Origin of the sequence: Marinobacter gudaonensis (assembly GCF_900115175.1) — a bacterium.
Lineage (GTDB): Bacteria > Pseudomonadota > Gammaproteobacteria > Pseudomonadales > Oleiphilaceae > Marinobacter > Marinobacter gudaonensis.
The window spans coordinates 2456089-2473498 of record NZ_FOYV01000001.1; the positions used below are offsets into that span (position 1 = coordinate 2456089).

The following is a 17410-nucleotide window of genomic DNA, read 5'->3' on the forward strand; positions in this document are numbered from 1 at the left end:
GTATTGAGGAGCAGTCATGCCCGTAACCGAAGCCAGAGCGGCCCGAAAAAATCGCATTCCGGCTGTGGAGATCCTGGAGCCCAGGGCCCGCGACAGCTGGACCCATACCCGCAACGGCGACCCCCGCGGCTACATCGACGCCGACCGGCTCAAGGAACTCTGGATCCACACCGGCACCGCCTGCAACCTGGCCTGTCCCTTCTGCCTCGAGGGCTCTCACCCGGGCGACGGCCGCATTCCGGGCATGAAACTGAGCGACGTAAAACCGTTTATTCACGAAGCCCTGGAGATGGGCGTGGAGCAGTTTTCCTTCACCGGCGGTGAGCCGTTCGTGATCCGGGATTTCGTCAACATCCTGGACTACGCCAGCCAGCATCGGCCCTGCTTCGTGCTGACCAACGCCACCGAACCGTTACACAAGCGCCAACACCAGGTGTTGCCATTGCTGGACAACCCCTACCCGATCCATTTCCGCGTCAGCCTGGATTTCCCCGATCGCGCCCGGCACGACAAGGACCGGGGCGAAGGCAGTTTTGACGAAGCCCTCGAGGGCATCCGCTGGCTGATCGAGCAGGGTTTCAAGGTGTCCGTCGCCCGCCAGACCGACCCGGAGGAGATTCCGTCCGAGGTGGAAGCCGCCTTCCGTGAGATCTTCCGGGAACGGGGCATTCCGGAGAATCTGGCGTTCACGGCCTTCCCGGACCTGGGTACCCCGGGCTCGGAAGACGGCAGCCCGGAGATCACCGAGACGTGCATGGAGAAGTACCCCACCCGTGAATCCCGGGCCCACTTCATGTGCACCTATACGCGGATGTTGGTGAAGAAGGGCGATCAGGTGCGGGTGTATGCCTGCACGCTGGTGGACGATGACCCGCAGTACGACCTGGGTGGGACGCTGGCCGAGAGCATGGATGAGCGGATTATGTTGCGGCACCACCGGTGTTTTTCCTGTTATCGGTTTGGGGCCAGTTGTTCGGCACCTGTTTAGGTCTGGGTGTTCGTTGTTTCAGGACTGGTGGCTGGTCATTGGCGGCCTGGGGGGTGACGTTATTTTCCCTTGGGAAAAACAACTTGCTTCGCTCAGACATCTTTTTCCTGGCGGGAAAATAACGTCACCCCCCAGACCGCGGATAGGACTTTGCTATTCGGTTGCTGAGTGGGAAAGAAATACGAAATCAGAAGAGTGATTAAGCGAGCCAAAGGGATGGCTGATGTCTTGCTCCTCTGCCGGGGAAGCCAAAACTTAGGTTGAACAAGGGGCAGGCGGGATGGGGTTTCAAAAAATGTGGAGCGCCAGGGATGGCGCGACCAAGCCCCCCATGGATGGGTTCACGGGCGTTTTTTTGAAACCCCATCCGGCCTGACCCGAAAGGCACCCAAGCCAGAAACCCCGGGAAAAGCCCCGGACTAAACGACAAAGAACAAGGTAAGAAAACATGAACTTCACAGAGGCCACCCTGTTCTGGGGATTTCTGCTGGTCTACGGCGTGGTGATGTACGCGCTGTCGCCCAAGAGCAAGAACGCGAATTCGTTTTACAAGGGCGCGGACGATCAGGGCAATCCGGTAGGTCAGTGGTCACTCACGGCGAGTATCTTTATCAGCTGGATTTTCGCCAAATCGGTGACCAACGCCGCCAACCTGGGGGCGGCCTATGGGGTGGTCGGTGGGCTGGCGTATGCCAGTTACTGGCTGTCGATTCCGGTGGCCGGCTACATCATTTACCTGATCCGGACCCAGACCGGCGCCCGCAGCCTGCAGGACTTTCTCACCTCCCGGTTCGGGCGGCTGGCGGCGTTGGCATTTGCCGCGGCCATCCTGATCCGGCTGTACAACGAGGTCTGGAGCAACACCGCTGTGGTGGGTGGCTATTTCGGGTTGCCCGGCGAATGGGAGTACTACGCGGCGGCGATGCTGTTTACCGTGTTCACTCTCGCCTACAGCCTGAAAGGCGGGCTGCGGTCATCGATCTTCACCGATGTGATCCAGGCGTTTGTGTTCGTGTTCTTCGTGGGTGCGGTGCTGTTCCTGATCATTCCCGCCAACGACACCAGCGCCCTGCTGACCAACGGCGAGTTCCGGCTCAATGCCGGCTTTGATCTGTTGCTGGTAGCCTTGCTGCAATTGTTCAGCTATCCGTTTCATGATCCGGTGCTCACCGACCGGGGCTTCGTGAACAAGGAAAAAACCATGCTCAAGAGCTTTGTGGTGGCCGGACTGCTGGGCTTTGTGGCGGTGTTTGTCTTCAGCCTGGTGGGCGTGCATGCCCGGCTTAACGGCATCGATGCCATGGGCAACGCGCCCGCGGCCGTGGGGCAGTCCCTGGGGCTGGCGGCGCTGTTCTTCATGAGCGTGGTGATGATGACTTCAGCCGGCTCCACCCTGGATTCCACCTTTACCTCCCTGGCCAAGTCCCTGGCAGTGGATCTTCCAAGGCTGGCCCGCCGCGCATCGGACAAGCTGCCCAGCATGCGTGTGGGCGCGGTGGTGATGGTGATCTTCGCGTTCCTGGGCAACCTGCCCATGTTCGCCGGCACTGATATCCTGAAGGCCACGACCATCTCCGGCACCATGGTGATAGGGCTGGCGCCGGTGTTCCTGTTTTACGGATTCACCCGGTGGTCGCCCTGGAGCTTCCACCTGAGCTTCTGGACTGGTCTGGGGCTGGGCGTGTTGCTGGCGGTCGGGCTGATTCCGGCAAGCTGGGCCATTGGCGATGGTAAGTACGCCATGTTGCTGGGCGTGAACGCCTACGGCTTCCTGATCTGCACCGCGGGTTTCTTTGTCCCGCTGGTGCTGCGCCGGCTGGTCGGTCGCTCGCTGGCGGCTGGCGAGGCCTGAGCCATGACCGAGGGCCGCAGCTGTCCGCTGGCGTACCGTTACTCACCTGAGGCCCTGTGCCAGGAGCCCCAGACGGTATCGGAGGACGTGCTCTATATTATCGGCGGTCTCTATGGTAATCCCTGGGCCCTGGATGAGATCGAGCAGATGGCGCTGGCCGAGGAGCGTCGGGGACATCGGGTGAAGCTGGTGTTTAACGGCGATTTCAACTGGTTCAACGCCAGTGACAGTCTGTTCCGGTCGATCAACAACCGGGTGCTGGACCATCTGGTCAGTCTGGGCAATGTCGATTACGAACTGGCCCTGCCCAGCGCTGGTGCCGGCTGTGGTTGCGCCTATCCGGATTTTGTCGATCACGGGGTGGTAGAGCGCTCCAACCGGATCATGGAGCGTTTGCAGGCGGTGGCCTGTGAGCATCCGGATATCCAGCGGCGTTTGTCGTTGTTGCCGCGCTATCGCTGCCTGATATTTGGAGGCCTAAAGGTTTTGGTGGTGCACGGTGATCCGGAGTCCCTGGCCGGCTGGGGCCTGGCTCACGAAGCTTTTGCTTCTGGCAGCGGGGAGAGACTCTCGGACTGGTTCCGGGCAACCGGTGCCGATGTCATCGCCTCCACCCACACCTGCCTGCCTGTGCTCTGGACGGGCCGCGTGGATGAGCGGGCCCGCCTGGTGGTCAATAATGGCTCGGCCGGCATGGGCAACCTGCGCGCTGATTCGCGAGGGCTGATCACCCGCATTGCCATCACCAGCCCTGTCACCGAGCCGGTTGCCGGTGCCGAGCAGGGAGGGCTTCATGTGTCGCTGATGCCAGTGGATTATCGCCTCGAGCAGTGGCTCCCTGAATTCGATCGGCTCTGGCCTGCGGGTTCGCCGGCGGCCGTTTCCTACCGTAACCGGCTCGTTCACGGCACCTCCCTGGTGCCGGATGATATTGTCTTCTCGTCGACAAATTAACCAGACTGTCACTGGCGAATGAAGTTAATCGGTCTATTCTGAGAAAAGGGGCCAGCGCCCTGTCGTGGGCGCGATTTCCGGCTCACTTGAAATATATTTTGTGGTCTATATAATTCAACACTAACTTTTTGCCACGAATTGAACTCGCCATGACAACAGAAGGATCGAATACAACCGCCATCACGCTTCGCAAACCGGTGAAGGACGATGGCTTCAGGCTTCACCAGCTGGTGGCGGAATGCCCGCCGCTCGACCCCAACTCGATTTACTGCAACCTGTTGCAGTGCAGCCACTTTGCCGAAACTGGCGTGGCCGCGGAGAAGGACGGCGACCTGGTCGGCTTTATCTCCGGATACATTCCTCCCCAACAGCCCGATACCGTGTTTGTCTGGCAGGTGGCCGTCCACGAGAAAGGTCGTGGAGAAGGCCTTGCCAAGCGCATGCTGAAAGCGATCGTTGGCCGTGACGCCTGCAAGGGCGTGACCCACATGGAAACGACCATCACCGAGGACAACGAAGCCTCCTGGGCGCTGTTCCGGTCGTTTGCCCGTGATATGGGTGCCGAGCTCACCTACCACGAGCACTTCGAGAAAGGCACTCACTTCGGCGGCGAGCACGACTCTGAATTCCTGCTCCGCATCGGGCCCTTCACCAAGCCAGTCTGAGACGCCTTTCGCTGTGCTGGCGTTTTACCAGACGTTGTTAGCGAAACGTTGTGACCGAGTGGTTATCTGAACCGAGCTGTTATCGGAAATAGTTATCTGAACCAGCCGGCAGGCTACTGAGGTAGGCCTGCCAGACGGCTTCAATCAACGCGCGGTGGGCCTGATCGACACCGACACCGTATGACTGTGACAGGCCGCCACGCACCTACCTCGAACCTGACATGCTAAGAGGCAAGATCATGGAAATTTTCAAGTCGACTGAATCCGAAGTACGCGTGTACAGCCGTGCCTTCCCGGTGATTTTCAACCGTGCCAAGAACGCGCACCTGTACACCGAGGACGGTAAGGAATACCTGGATTTCCTCGCCGGGGCTGGTTCCCTGAACTATGGCCACAACAACGACATTCTGAAGAAAGCCCTGCTGGAATACATTGAGGCCGACGGCGTGAGCCAGGGCCTGGACATGTTCACCAAGGCCAAGCACGACTTCATGGAGTCGTACAAGAAGTACATCCTTGAACCGCGTGGTCTGGATTACAAAATGCAGTTCACCGGCCCCACCGGCACCAACTGTGTGGAAGCCGCACTCAAGCTGGCCCGCAAGGTAAAGGGTCGTAATGGCATTATCTCCTTCACCAACGGCTTCCACGGCGTCACCATGGGCGCGGTGGCCACCACCGGTAACAAACACCACCGTGGTGGTGTGGGTACACCGCTGGGCAACGTCGATTTCATGTTCTACGACGGCTACCTGGGTGAGGACGTGGACACCCTGGAGATCATGGACAAGCTGCTGAGCGACGGCTCTTCCGGTTTCGAGCTGCCGGCCGCCGTGATCGTTGAGGCGGTCCAGGGCGAGGGCGGCCTGAATGCCTGTCGCGCCGAGTGGCTCAAGGGCCTGTCCGAGCTGTGCAAGAAACACGATATTCTGCTGATCCTCGACGACATCCAGGCCGGCAACGGTCGTACTGGCGAGTTCTTCAGCTTTGAGTTTGCCGGGATCAAGCCGGACATTGTCACCGTGTCCAAGTCCCTGAGCGGCTACGGCCTGCCCATGGCGCTGGTGCTGTTCCGTCCGGAGCTGGATGTGTGGGATCCGGGCGAGCACAACGGTACCTTCCGCGGCAACAACATGGCCTTCATTACCGCCCGTACCGCCGTGGAAACCTACTGGAAAGACGACGCCTTCGCCAACGAAGTGAAGGCCAAGACCAAGGTGCTGGGCGACGCCCTGCAGGCAATTTGCGACAAGTACCCGGGTCAGTTCAAAATGAAGGGGCGCGGTTTGATGCGTGGTATCGAAGCAACCCACGCGGACATTACAGGCCCGATTACCAAGCGTGCCTTCGAGCACGGCCTGATCATCGAGACCAGTGGTCCGAATGATGAAGTCATCAAGTGCCTGATGCCGCTGACGACCAGCGAGGAAGACCTGAAGAAAGGGGCTGCCCTGCTGGCGCAAAGTGTCGACGAAATCATGCAGGAGGGGCTCAGCGAGGCCTCGTGAGGCCCGCTGTCCCTCCGCTGGACATTCATGCTGCAGGATAGCAAAGGCAAACCTATGACTAGCCAACAACATACCGTTGAAAAAATCGGCGGTACGTCGATGAGTAACTACGAGGCCGTCCGCGATAACATCATCATCGGGAATCGCAAGAAAGACGACCTGTACCAGCGCATTTTCGTGGTGTCCGCCTACGGTGGTGTCACCAACGAACTGCTGGAGCACAAGAAGACCGGAGAGCCCGGTGTCTACGCCCTGTTTGCCGATTCGGAATCGGATTGGGCCTGGGGCGACGACCTCACCAAGCTGGTCAAGTTCCTGACCGACATCAACGGTGAGCTGTTCGAGGACCCGATGCTCAAGCAGCAGGCGGACCAGTTCATCACCGACCGTATCGAAGGTGTTCGCGGCTGTCTCATAGACCTTCAGCGCCTGTGCTCCTATGGCCAGTTCCAGCTCGAGGAACACCTGCTCACCGTGCGCGAAATGCTCGCCGGTATCGGCGAAGCCCACAGCGCCTTCAATACGGCCCTCAAGCTCCAGCAGGAGGGCGTCAACGCCCGGTTTGTGGACCTGACCGGCTGGCGCGACAACGAGCTGCTGCCGCTGGACGAAAAGCTCAAGCAGGCCTTCGACGCGGTGGATCTGTCCCGGGAGCTGCCGATCGTGACCGGCTATGCCCAGTGCAAGGAAGGCCTGATGCGCACTTTCGACCGGGGCTACAGTGAGATGACCTTCAGCCGGGTGGCAGTGATCACCAACGCCCGGGAAGCGATCATTCACAAGGAATACCACCTGAGCTCCGCCGACCCCAACATCGTGGGTGCAGACAAGGTGGTGCCGCTCGGTCGCACCAACTACGACGTGGCCGACCAGCTGGCCAACCTCGGCATGGAGGCGATTCACCCCCGCGCCGGCAAGGGTATGCGCCAGAACGAAATTCCGCTGCGGGTCATGAACACCTTCGAGCCAGAGCACACCGGCACCCTGATCACTGGCGATTACGTCAGTGAAAAGCCCCAGGTGGAGATCATTGCCGGGGCCAAGGGCGTGTTTGCAGTGGAAGTGTTCGACCAGGACATGCAGGGTGAGCCCGGGTCTGATCGCCGGATCCTGGACGTGCTGGCCCGCTTCAAGGTGCGTTTCCTGTCCAAGGACACCAACGCCAATACCATCACCCACTACGTGGGCAGTACCCTCAAGCACGTCAAGCGTGTTGTCAAGGCGTTGAAGGAAGAGTTCCCCAACGCCGAGATCAGCACCCGCAAGGTGGCGGTGGTGTCAGCCATTGGCAGCGATATGAAAGTGCCGGGCATCCTGGCCCGCTCGGTCAAGGCCCTGGCTGACGAGGAAATCAGCGTACTGGCCCTGCACCAGTGCATGCGTCAGGTGGACATCCAGTTTGTGGTGGACGAGGACAACTATGAGAAGGCCATTGTGGCCCTGCACGGTGTCCTGATCGAGCCCCACAATCACGAATACGCCATCGTGGCCGCCTGATCGGCACCCCTGCCGAAACCCGATAACCGAAGCGGCGCCCTGGCGCCGCTTCGCGTTTCTCTCGTTTCCTGAGCGTTTCTACGGATCCCCTGCCGGTAAATCCATCGGCACCCACCGCTCGTACCTTCTGGTACATTTTCTGACCGGTACCTTGGCCATGCCTAATATCGACAGGCTGGGACCGTCTCCGACAACGCCCAACGACGGTGAAAGGGATTCCCTGGTGGGGCTGTACTTCAGGGATGCGTCCCGGTATGAACTGCTGACGGACGAGGCCGAACGCCGCCTCTCCCGCAAACTCACTCGCTGCTACCAGATCATCAGCGCCGACCTTGCCCTGCCGCCAGAGACGCCGCAGACCTTCCGGGAGGTGATTGGCAGCCTTGGGGACGCCTGTGCGTTTTCATCCCGATGTCGCCGGGCCTTCCATCTGGCCACCGCCTGTCGCCGCAAGCTGATCCAGAGCAATCTGCGTCTGGCGGTGCACATTGCCCGTCGCTACGGCCAGCACGGCATACCCATGTCGGACCTGATCCAGGACGCGAACGTGGGCCTGATCAAGGCGGTGGAGAGATTTGACCCGACCAAGGGTTTCCGGTTTTCCACCTACGCCTACTGGTGGATCAGCGAGGAAGTGAAGCGCTGTTTGCAGCGCGGCACCCGCCTGGTGCATACACCGGAGAACGTGGTGGATGAGATTCGCCAGATGCAGAAGGTGTCGTTGCGACTCCATCAGAGCCTGGGCAGAACCCCCTCACAAACCGAGCTGGCCCGGGAAATGGAAGCGACCCCGTCTCGCATTGGTGAACTCAGGGCCCTGGCCACGCGGGAAGTGTCCACGGATGTGCCTCTGGTGGAGGACGGCTCAGTTACGCTCGCCGACAGCCTGGATGCCGGCGATGCAGTGGCGCCGGACCATCCCATGAAGGACCGTGATCGCCGACGTACCCTCAGTTCGATGTTGAGTGAGCTGAGCGATCGGGAAAAAGACATTCTCTCGCGCCGCTATGGCCTGGGATTACCCGAACCGGAGACGCTTCAGGTGATTTCCGATGACCTGGGGATCAGCAGGGAACGGGTCAGGCAGATTGAGAAAACGGCACTGCGAAAGTTGCAGAGCCGGTATGACAACCCCGAGGACGCTCTCGGCGCCTGACCGGTGGTCAGGCGCCGTGTAACAGCAGGAACCAGGCCGCCGCGATCACCTGGCACACCAGTACGACCGAAGTCAGCAACAGCCGGAGACGAAGGTACCACTGCGGCCAGTAGATTCGCATCCAGCGCGCATCCACCAGATACAGTCCCAGATAGGCGACTGTGTACAGCACGATCTGTCCGGTGACCGGCAGTAAAAGCCCGATGCCCGCAGAGACGAAAAACACCTGGCTTAGCAGCATGGTAATAAGCGGGGACAACGGATAGGAACAGTTGTCCAGTTGCATGGCGATGGGCCAGTAGACCCCTGCCATGAAGGCCAGAATTCCTGCGCTGTAAAGGTAGAAGTACCCCAGTAATGCCACGCTGTGCTGGGGTGCGAGGAAAAGACCGAAGATGCCCGCAAGAAAGGGAACAAGACCGGCGAGGCCAACGAGAATGGCAAGTCTGGAAACGGAAATCACGTTTTCTGCCTCTGCACCCGGATTCGCAAGGGCTCAATCGCCGCCGGTTCCATGCCCACCATTTCATGGTAGGCGGATGGGTGCACGACCTGTGTTTCCCGGACGGTAAACGAGGCCAGTGTGTCCTGGATCTGCCAGGCACTTCGGAACAGACTGGTTGTGCCCTGTCTGTCTGAAAGAAGAAACAGCTCACCGTCCAGGCTTAGACGGGCCATGTAATGCTGACCTTCGAGGGACAATATCTCAAGCAGGTCGATAACCGGGTTTTGAAGGCTTCGGAGCTGGTCGAGAGTGATACGCACGATGTTCTCCAGGATTTATTGCTCACCTGAACGTACGACCCCCTTGGCTATTGAGATCATTGACTCAGTAAATAACAGGCCCGATGTTGGGGGCATTGCACCAGATGATCATTCACCATGCCGGTCGCCTGCATGAAGGCATAGACAATCACCGGCCCGACAAAGGTGAACCCGGCCTTTTTCAGCGCCCGCGACATGGCCTCGGAGGCGTCGGTGGCGACCGGGACTTCCTCCAGGGACTGCCAGTGGTTCTGGACCGGCTGATGGTCTACGAATGACCACAGGAACTCGCTGAAACCAATGCCTTGTTCCCGCAGGGCAAGGTAGGCTCGTGCATTCTTGATGACGGAGTGAACCTTCAGGCGGTTGCGGATGATGCCCGGATCCTGCATCAGCTCGTCCACCTTTGCGTCATCGAACCGGGCAATCTTTTCGGGATCGAAATGGGCATAGGCCGCCCGATAGGAATCCTGTTTGCGAAGAATGGTGATCCAGCTCAGGCCCGCCTGCTGGCCGTCGAGGCACAGCTTTTCGAACAGCGCCAGGTCGTCGTGCTCGGGGCGTCCCCAAACGGTATCGTGGTAGTGCACGTACAGTGGATCGTTGCCACACCAGGGGCAGCGGCCGGCATCTGCCATGTCTAGTCCTCCCACGGGGTCAGCGTTTGGGGCGAATGGTCCGCTGGAACAAGGGCTCCCAGGAGCTTTCGAGGGTGTCTGCTTGCACCAGAGCAAAGGCCGGAGGCGGCGGTTCCAGCAGGGAAAAGTCCGGCCAGAGCGGCCGGGAACCCCGGAACACAACGGTGACCAGGAACCCTTCAATGTAGCAGCAGGAGGCCTGCCAGTCCTCTTCCAGGCGATCGCCATACATCTCGAAGTTCCTGCGCACTTCCAGGGTTTGCAGGTTGCCGGCGATACCCCGGCCGGTGGCTTTCAGCCAGGCTTCTTTCAATGTCCAGACCTTCAGAAAGCTGTTGGCATCGTCTTCCCGGAACAGCCACTCCTGTTCCACCGCCGAAAACCAGCGGCGGGCCACTTTGTGCCACTGAGGATGACGCTGGCAGGGCTCCAGATCAAGACCGACGGGCGAACCGGCCAGGGTGGCGCAGGCGGACAGTCCGTGGCTGTGGCTGAGCGATAGGTGCCAGCCCCCGGGCTCGCCGGAAGCCACCGGGCGCCCGTCCACGGGCCGACAGCCGGACGGACTCTGGCCCGACGCCCCGGCAATGGCCTGGCGAATCAGCCACCGGCTCGAGAGATATTCCCGGCGTCGCGGCCCGCTGAACTTGCTGACGGTGGCACGCTCATAGTCGGTGAGCCAGGGCGGCTCGGGCTCCTCGACACCCTCCGTCTGGTGGCAGAGCCAGACCGAGGGCTTGTGCTCAGGGCTGAAGTCGTTGGATGAGCCAGCCATCACTGTCCTTAACGTACTCGAATCGATCATGGAGTCGGCTGGGTCTGCCCTGCCAGAATTCGATGCGCTCAGGCACCACGCGGTAACCACCCCAGAAACTGGGCAGCGGCACGTCACCATCACCGAACTTGCGTTTGATTTCGGCCACCTTCTGTTCGAGCAGTCCCCGAGAGTTGATCACCTGGCTCTGCTCGGACACCCAGGCGCCAATCTGGCTGCCCCTGGGGCGTGAGGCAAAGTAGCGAAGGGACTCGGTTTTGCTCACTTTCTCCACCGTGCCCTGGATGCGCACCTGCCGGTTCAAACCGATCCATGGAAACAGCAGCGCTGCCCGCGGGTTTTCCGCCAGTTCTTTGGCCTTGCGGCTGCCGTAATTGGTGTAGAAGACAAAACCGCTGTCATCAAAATACTTCAACAGTACGGTTCTCAGATCCGGCATACCATCGTGGCCAGTGGTCGCCAGGGACATGGCATTGGGCTCGAGAATCCCGGCCTCTCTGGCATCGCCGAACCATTGCTCAAACTGCCGGATGGGGTTGTCATCCAGTGATTCACGATCCAGGCCTTCGCTTTCGAAATCTCGACGCATATCGCCGATATCCATATACCGTCCTCATACTCGCGCGGAAACGACACGGGTTTTACGTGGTGGAAGCATATCGGGTTCAGGCCTGGCTGTCAGCGAGCTTTCTGTCGTGCCGGTTTACAGAATCACAACAAATCGAAAGCCTCCTGTCCCTTTTTCATACGTATTTACCGTCACCCAAGGAGCTCCATGAGAAGTGAGCGGGCTTCTGGCCTCCGAAAATTCTCAGTAAAAGGGTTCAAGTGACGATGAATAACTACGATCCATTGTTGATAGCCGCCTCGTTTGTGGTTGCGGTGATGGCCGCGTACGCGGCCCTGTTTTTTGGCGCACGTCTCAATCGCTCAGGTGACGACGCTCGCTGGCGCTGGCTTGGTGCCGGCGCCCTGCTGATGGGGACAGGCATCTGGAGCATGCACTTCGTTGGCATGCGCGCCATGCCCTCCAACGTCCCGCTCGCCTTCGATGCGGGCTTGACTGCGGTATCCTGGCTGGCGGCGGTTGTGGCGTCGGGTGTGGCACTGCATATGATAGGTCGAGATCGTCTTGGCGCAGGCCTGTTTGCCGGTGCTACGGTTGCCATGGGTGCCAGTATTGTGGTCATGCATTACCTGGGTATGTACGCGCTGCAGATGTCCGCACCTCCGGTATTCCACACCGGTTTTCTGGCCGTTTCGGTGGCCATCGCTTTGGGCGCGTCCGCCGGCGCGCTAGCCATCTGTCGGGTCGTGCAGAAGGCCGAAGGTCAGCAGGCTCTGTTCCTGCAATTCGTCGCGGCTCTGGTGATGGCCACAGCCATCTGCGGAATGCACTACAGCGGAATGATGGCGATGACTTTTCCGGAAGGCGCGGTACCGGCCGCCGACAACCTCTTGCGAGGTGACTGGATGGGCGTCCCGCTTGCGATCTTCTGCACCGCGCTGTTGGCCTCGGCGCTCGGTGTAACGGCCCTCGACGTCAAACAGCAGCGCAAACGCGAAGAGGCACGGGAGCAGGAGGAACAGCGAGTGGCCGAACTTGCCTTTATTGATTCGGTCACAGGTTTGCCGAACCGCTCCGGTCTCGAACAGACATTGCTTGATATTCTGGCCAGAAAGGACGCTCGCAAACATCCTTTCGCGCTGATACATCTCGATATTGCCAATTTTCGGGAATTATCCAATCAGATGGGAGACGCTTCCCTGAAGTCAGTGGTGTCGGAGGTCAGCGCATCCCTGCGGGAACAGCTTTCTGACGACGCAATTCTTGCTCGCTACGCTGCCGGCACTTTCTTTATCGTGGTGCTGGATCATGAAGATGCGCGCCATAAGTTCATGTACAAACGCTTGCGGCAGCTGGACAAACTGATCGGTACCGACGCCGTGCCGATCGCCTGGCGGGTAGGTCAGTCGGCCTTTCCGGTGACCGGAAACTCTACACGCAAACTGATCAAGGCGGCTATGGTTCCTCGCGACCTGTCTGATATTGGAAGATTTGACAACATGGCAGCTGATCCAGAGCTGGTGTTGCCCAATCAACAGCAGTTTAGCTGACAAGCCTTCTTCAGCCCGACTACACTTGTGATCAGGACGGCGGGCGAAAAGCTCGCCGTTGCCCTTTGTTTACAAGGAGATGTCCGTGGCCCGGAGCCGTCAACCCAGTCACAAATCCCGGAATCTGCTGGTCGCATTGCTGGCCGTCCTCGTTCTCTATGCCCTCGCCGGTTTCCTGTTGCTGCCCTGGTGGCTGGAACGAACCTTGCCGGATCAGCTTGAGCAGCGAATGGGCTGGCAGGCTGAGGTTGGCGATATTCGAACCAATCCCTTCACCCTTACCGTCGAAGCTGGCGCGCTGTCCGCTGCTGACAGTGGCGGAGAACAGGTGCTGGGTTTCGACCGCCTGCTCGTCGACCTGAATTTTTTCCAGCTGGTGCGGGGAATCGTAGGCTTCGAGAAGATTGCCCTTGAGGAACCCTTCATCCGGCTCGACCTGCTGGAGGATTACAACATCAATTTTGCCCGGGACTGGCAGCGGGCCAATCCTGAGCCTGCAGATGCGGCGAAGTCGCAGCCAGAGGCTGAAGCCGGGGATCCGCCTCGACTCTACTTCGGCGGCATTGATGTCAATGGCGGCGAGCTCCTGTTCCGGGACTTCACCCAGCCGCAAATGGCGGAATTCCGGATCACCCCGCTCGACCTGACCCTCAACGATCTGGCCACCTGGCGACGGGAGGGCGAGGACAGCGATTATTCACTGCAGGCAGCTTTGGGCAGCCAGGTCATTGAATGGCAGGGCGATCTGAGTGTCGCTCCGCTGTATTCCACCGGCTCTGTACGGATTTCCGCGGTGGATCACCAGACCCTCGCGCACTTCCTGGCGCCCTGGTTGCCCTACGATTTGCGGGGCGGGAGCGTGAGCCTGAGCTCTGACTACGCGATACAGGCCGGGGAGGTGTTCCGGCTGGAAACCAGCAACGGCGAGCTGACTCTCAAAGACCTCGCCGTTGCCCCGAGCCCGGAGGCCGAAGAGGCGCGTCTGAGCAACGGTGCGCTCACGGTTGATGGAATAACGTTTGATCTCAATGCCCGTGAGTTCCGGGTGGGTCAGGTAGCGCTGGAGGATCTGGATGTTGCGCTGGCCCGGGGGCCGGAAGGGCAGATTGACTGGCTGACGCCGTTCACCGAAGAGGGCGATACCGGCGGCGCCGACACTGCCGAAGAAACTCCATCGGAGGGTGAACCCTTCCGGTGGTCTCTGGCCGGCGTGTCCGTCGCCAATGGTCGGGTGCTGTGGCAGGACAGAGTGCCCGAAACCGAGGCAGAGATTGAGCTGGCGTCACTCGCGCTGTCGACCGGGCGCATCAGCCACCAGCTGGATGAGCCGGTGACCTACGAGCTGAAAGGCACTCTGGCCAGTGGCGGGCAACTGTCTCTGACAGGCCAGGTGACACCGGCGCCCTTCACCCTGGAAGCGGCGATTGCCGGCTCGGGAGTGACGCTCGCGGCTTTCGAGCCCTACCTTCGCGAAGGCGCCAACCTCGCCGTTACCAGTGGTACCCTCTCTGTGGATGGCAATCTCGATCTGGATGGCCAGCAGGACCCGCTCACCGGCACCTTCAGCGGCACCGCCGAGGTGGCCGGGCTTGATCTGAAACTACCCGGGACGCCGGAGCCGTTAATGGCCTGGCAAACCCTGCGTCTGGCCCCAATCGAGTACAACGTGCACCCGGCCCGGCTGGAAATCGGCACGGTGACCCTGGTTGAACCCTTCTTCAACCTGGTTCGCAACGCCGACAGCGTCCACAACGTGGAGCGCATCGCCCGTAAATCCGGCCCGAAGAGCGATGGCGGGCCGGCGGACGGGGCCTCGCAGGCGTCTGGCGAAGAGCCAGAATTCATTTTCCGGATCAGTGAATTGCTGCTCGAGGACGGAGAGCTGGCCTACACCGACCGCACCCTGCAGCCAGCGTTTACGACCCGTTTCGAATCCCTGAGTGGAACCGTAACCGGGTTGAGCAACATCTCGCCGCAACAGGGTAAGGTATCCATGCGCGGTCGGGTTGGTGGCGTGGCCGACCTCGATTTCCAGGGCACCATCGGTACCCTGGGCACTGAGGATGTCAGTGATCTGAAACTGCTGATCGACAATCTGTCCCTGCCAGTGCTGTCCCCTTATTTTGGCCGCTACCTCGGCTACGGTGTCGACAGTGGCCAACTGGACCTGAACCTTGATTACGAAGTTGCCGGCACCCGCATCGACGCTTCCAACCTCGTGGTGATGGACCAACTGGAGCTGGGCTCAGCGGTACCCAGTGATCAGGCGGTCAACGCGCCGGTCAAGCTCGGTCTGGCCCTTCTGCGGGATCGCAAGGGGGTGATCGAAGTGGACCTGCCCATAAGCGGTGATCTGGCCAATCCGGATTTCAGTGTCGGCAAGGTGGTCATGCGGGCGTTTGTCAATCTTCTGGCCAAGGTGGCCGCCTCACCGTTCAGCATGCTGGGCTCCATCGCCGAGCTGGCGGGCCTGAGTGGCGAGGAGCTTGGCAAGGTGGCGTTTGAACCGGGCAGTGTCCGACTGGCAGAGGGCGAGGCAGAAAAGCTTGCCGCATTGGCTGATGCGCTGCTGGAACGTCCCGACCTGCTTCTCAATATCCGTGGCAGCGTGGCCCCCGAGACCGACGGCCTGGCGTTGCTTCGCGAAGAACTGACCAACGGAGGTGCCAAGACGCTTTCCGATGAAACCTGGCAGGCGGCGCGGGAGGCTTATCTTGCCGGCGAGCGGTCCCTGGCGCCGGAGGCGTTGAGCAACCTGGCGTCAGCCCGGGGTGTTGCCATTCGCAAGCTGCTGCGGGAGACCCACGGCGTGCCGGCAGACCAGCTGTTTCTCCTGGATCCTGCCCGCACCGCAGAGCTCGGCAGCAGCGGGAATGTCGTGGTGGCATTCACGCTGGATGTTCGGTGATCAGCGCTCGGTGAGGCCTTCCGCCAGGCCCGTTGGTGCGGCCAGGTTCCATTTTTCAACCAGACGCTGGTACTGCCCGCTAAGCACCAGCGGGGCCAGCAGACGCAGAAAGTCATCGGCCGTGGTAACGGCGTTCTTCCGGACGATGATACTGAGCTGATAGCGCTGATCCGGATCGTCGGCGATCAGCAGTTTTGGCCGGTCACCCGGATGCTCAGAAAGATATCGCTGCAGGTAAGACTCGCTCACGATGGCAATTTCCGCCACCGAAGGCCGGTCAGCCATGATCAGCTTCAGGTTGCGGCTGTGGCTGTCGGAAAATTCAATGCTGAACTGCTCCTCCAGCACCGCAGTGTCTGTCTCGTAGCCGGTCAGGCGGTAGTGGTAGCCTGAGATGGCGACAATGTTGCGCTGGTGAAGGTTCTCGAAAAAGGAGGCATCCCGGCCCCGCGTGTTCAGGGCGACGTACAGTTCCTCGTCCTCAAGGATCGGAGCGGTGACATCAACGGGTCTTTCCGACCAGCCCCATTGGGGGCTTTCGAAAAAGATCACGTCGTAGAGGCCAGCGTCAAAATCCAGGTGGCGGCGCTTGGGCGAGGTATGAACAATCTGGAAGGACAGACCGGGGTGGGTCTGTTCAAGAGCCTTCAGAAGATCGCCCAGCAGACCCTCCGCTTCGCCGTTCTGGCCCACGCTGGCAATGGGGGGGAAATGGTAGACGCCAAGGGTGATCGTGGTCTGATGCGCTGATGCCTGTGTTATTGCCGGCAGCAGGATGGCAAACAGTGTGAACAGAATCGTCCGGGCAATGTCTCGAGCGGGCACCGTTTTCACCGGTTATGTAGTAATTGAATACTCGTTCAGGATACCACGGGCGTTTTGACCACCTGAAGCAAAAGATCATGAACTTCTGTAAAACAGGAACAGTGACTATGGGCACAGCTGCCAGCCATTTTTTTGCCTACGTATCCCGCCTGCGCTGGATAAAGCGCTGGGGCCTGATGCGCAATGCCATTGAGGAAAACGTGGCCACTCACTCCTGGGAAGTGGCCACCCTGGCCCACGCCCTGGCACTGATCCGTAACCGGCATTTCGGGGGCCAGGTAAACGCTGATCGCATTGCCGCCGCCGCCCTGTATCACGATGCCACCGAAGTGATCACCGGTGACATGCCAACGCCGGTCAAGTACCACTCCCGGGTAATGCGCGAGGCATTCGGCGACATCGAGCACAAGGCGGCGGGCGAACTGCTGGCCCTGTTGCCGGAGGATCTCCGGGAGGATTTTGCGCCCTATGTGCGGGAATCCGGATTGCCGGCGGCGGAAAAGGAATTGATCAAGGCGGCCGACCGCCTGTCCGCTTGGCTTAAATGCCAGGCCGAGATTCGGGCCGGCAACCAGGAGTTCGGACCGGCCGCCTCGCAGATTCGCCGCCGCCTTGAGGAAGACGAGCTGCCTGAGGTGGATTATTTTCTCCGGGTGTTTGCCCCGAGTTACGATCAACCCCTTGATAATCTGCTCGGCGAGTCCTGACCGTGGGTGGCCGGAGCGCCCGGTGCGGGCGCGCCCGAGAGCCATATCCGGTTC

At 60.2% G+C, this 17410-nt stretch carries 16 protein-coding genes; 10 read left to right on the plus strand and 6 right to left on the minus strand.

The window, feature by feature from the left end; translation table 11 throughout:
• Nucleotides 1–16: 16 nt before the first annotated feature.
• The 7 genes from BM344_RS11070 (at nucleotide 17) to BM344_RS11100 (ending at nucleotide 8620) form a co-directional block, all read left to right on the plus strand.
• Complete coding sequence (locus BM344_RS11070; protein WP_091989619.1) at nucleotides 17–988, plus strand: radical SAM protein; 972 nt, start codon at nucleotides 17–19, stop codon at nucleotides 986–988.
• A 448-nt stretch (nucleotides 989–1436) separates the two neighbouring features.
• A complete protein-coding gene (locus BM344_RS11075; protein WP_091989623.1) occupies nucleotides 1437–2840 on the plus strand; it encodes a sodium:solute symporter family transporter in 1404 nt (467 codons plus the stop codon).
• Nucleotides 2841–2843: 3 nt separating this feature from the next.
• Nucleotides 2844–3794: a metallophosphoesterase family protein gene (locus BM344_RS11080; protein WP_091989626.1), complete on the plus strand. Its 951-nt coding sequence runs from the start codon at nucleotides 2844–2846 to the stop codon at nucleotides 3792–3794.
• Nucleotides 3795–3943: 149 nt separating this feature from the next.
• On the plus strand, nucleotides 3944–4459 hold the full coding sequence (gene ectA / locus BM344_RS11085; protein ID WP_091989629.1) for a diaminobutyrate acetyltransferase: 516 nt from the start codon (nucleotides 3944–3946) through the stop codon (nucleotides 4457–4459).
• 239 nt (nucleotides 4460–4698) lie between these two features.
• On the plus strand, nucleotides 4699–5967 hold the full coding sequence (gene ectB, locus BM344_RS11090; RefSeq protein WP_091989632.1) for a diaminobutyrate--2-oxoglutarate transaminase: 1269 nt from the start codon (nucleotides 4699–4701) through the stop codon (nucleotides 5965–5967).
• A 54-nt stretch (nucleotides 5968–6021) separates the two neighbouring features.
• Entirely contained in the window at nucleotides 6022–7464 is a 1443-nt protein-coding gene (locus BM344_RS11095) for an aspartate kinase (RefSeq protein WP_091989635.1), read from the plus strand.
• A 157-nt stretch (nucleotides 7465–7621) separates the two neighbouring features.
• Nucleotides 7622–8620 carry a sigma-70 family RNA polymerase sigma factor gene (locus BM344_RS11100; RefSeq protein ID WP_091989638.1) on the plus strand — a complete coding sequence of 333 codons (999 nt, stop codon included), beginning with the start codon at nucleotides 7622–7624 and terminating at the stop codon, nucleotides 8618–8620.
• A gap of 7 nt (nucleotides 8621–8627) precedes the next feature.
• Here the strand turns inward: BM344_RS11100 and BM344_RS11105 are convergent, their stop codons facing one another.
• Genes BM344_RS11105 through pdxH form a run of 5 tightly spaced genes read right to left on the minus strand, consistent with a single transcriptional unit; the run spans nucleotide 8628 to nucleotide 11402 of the window.
• Nucleotides 8628–9083 carry a DUF3429 domain-containing protein gene (locus BM344_RS11105; RefSeq protein ID WP_091989641.1) on the minus strand — a complete coding sequence of 152 codons (456 nt, stop codon included), beginning with the start codon at nucleotides 9081–9083 and terminating at the stop codon, nucleotides 8628–8630.
• A complete protein-coding gene (locus BM344_RS11110; protein ID WP_091989644.1) occupies nucleotides 9080–9385 on the minus strand; it encodes a DUF6482 family protein in 306 nt (101 codons plus the stop codon). The genes BM344_RS11105 and BM344_RS11110 overlap by 4 nt, the downstream gene beginning before the upstream one ends.
• A gap of 56 nt (nucleotides 9386–9441) precedes the next feature.
• Nucleotides 9442–10023: a DNA-3-methyladenine glycosylase I gene (locus BM344_RS11115; protein ID WP_091989647.1), complete on the minus strand. Its 582-nt coding sequence runs from the start codon at nucleotides 10021–10023 to the stop codon at nucleotides 9442–9444.
• A 19-nt stretch (nucleotides 10024–10042) separates the two neighbouring features.
• Entirely contained in the window at nucleotides 10043–10798 is a 756-nt protein-coding gene (locus BM344_RS11120; protein WP_091989650.1) for a 4'-phosphopantetheinyl transferase family protein, read from the minus strand.
• Nucleotides 10767–11402: a pyridoxamine 5'-phosphate oxidase gene (gene pdxH / locus BM344_RS11125; RefSeq protein ID WP_091989654.1), complete on the minus strand. Its 636-nt coding sequence runs from the start codon at nucleotides 11400–11402 to the stop codon at nucleotides 10767–10769. The genes BM344_RS11120 and pdxH overlap by 32 nt, the downstream gene beginning before the upstream one ends.
• Nucleotides 11403–11632: 230 nt before the next feature.
• On the opposite strand from pdxH, the gene BM344_RS11130 reads away from it, so the two are divergent.
• Together BM344_RS11130 and BM344_RS11135 are read left to right on the plus strand one after the other, a co-directional pair.
• Complete coding sequence (locus tag BM344_RS11130; protein WP_091989657.1) at nucleotides 11633–12916, plus strand: MHYT domain-containing protein; 1284 nt, start codon at nucleotides 11633–11635, stop codon at nucleotides 12914–12916.
• Nucleotides 12917–12995: 79 nt separating this feature from the next.
• On the plus strand, nucleotides 12996–15824 hold the full coding sequence (locus BM344_RS11135) for a DUF748 domain-containing protein (protein ID WP_091989660.1): 2829 nt from the start codon (nucleotides 12996–12998) through the stop codon (nucleotides 15822–15824).
• On the opposite strand, the gene BM344_RS11140 is transcribed toward BM344_RS11135, so the two are convergent.
• Nucleotides 15825–16649, minus strand: coding sequence for a substrate-binding periplasmic protein (locus tag BM344_RS11140; RefSeq protein WP_228143599.1), 825 nt, complete (start codon nucleotides 16647–16649; stop codon nucleotides 15825–15827).
• 107 nt (nucleotides 16650–16756) lie between these two features.
• Here BM344_RS11140 and yfbR point away from each other — a divergent pair, with 107 nt between their 5' ends.
• Nucleotides 16757–17356: a 5'-deoxynucleotidase gene (gene yfbR / locus BM344_RS11145; RefSeq protein WP_091989663.1), complete on the plus strand. Its 600-nt coding sequence runs from the start codon at nucleotides 16757–16759 to the stop codon at nucleotides 17354–17356.
• Nucleotides 17357–17410 lie beyond the last annotated feature (54 nt).